Source organism: Staphylococcus sp. EG-SA-15 (genome assembly GCF_017151895.1).
GTDB classification, from domain to species: domain Bacteria; phylum Bacillota; class Bacilli; order Staphylococcales; family Staphylococcaceae; genus Staphylococcus; species Staphylococcus aureus.
The window spans coordinates 1-538 of record NZ_JACVZN010000072.1 but is presented as its reverse complement, the minus strand read 5'-3'; the positions used below and the strand labels follow the sequence as shown (position 1 = coordinate 538).

Annotated in this window: 1 rRNA gene; it reads right to left on the bottom strand. The window is 50.9% G+C overall.

Annotated features, from left to right (window positions below):
* Positions 1-17 precede the first annotated feature (17 nt).
* Positions 18-538 (bottom strand): 16S ribosomal RNA (locus IDG64_RS14365); the annotation flags it as partial.

Sequence of the window (538 nt, the reverse complement as noted above, 5' to 3'; positions counted from 1 at the left end):
TCCGAATATATCCTTAGAAAGGAGGTGATCCAGCCGCACCTTCCGATACGGCTACCTTGTTACGACTTCACCCCAATCATTTGTCCCACCTTCGACGGCTAGCTCCTAAAAGGTTACTCCACCGGCTTCGGGTGTTACAAACTCTCGTGGTGTGACGGGCGGTGTGTACAAGACCCGGGAACGTATTCACCGTAGCATGCTGATCTACGATTACTAGCGATTCCAGCTTCATGTAGTCGAGTTGCAGACTACAATCCGAACTGAGAACAACTTTATGGGATTTGCTTGACCTCGCGGTTTCGCTGCCCTTTGTATTGTCCATTGTAGCACGTGTGTAGCCCAAATCATAAGGGGCATGATGATTTGACGTCATCCCCACCTTCCTCCGGTTTGTCACCGGCAGTCAACTTAGAGTGCCCAACTTAATGATGGCAACTAAGCTTAAGGGTTGCGCTCGTTGCGGGACTTAACCCAACATCTCACGACACGAGCTGACGACAACCATGCACCACCTGTCACTTTGTCCCCCGAAGGGGAA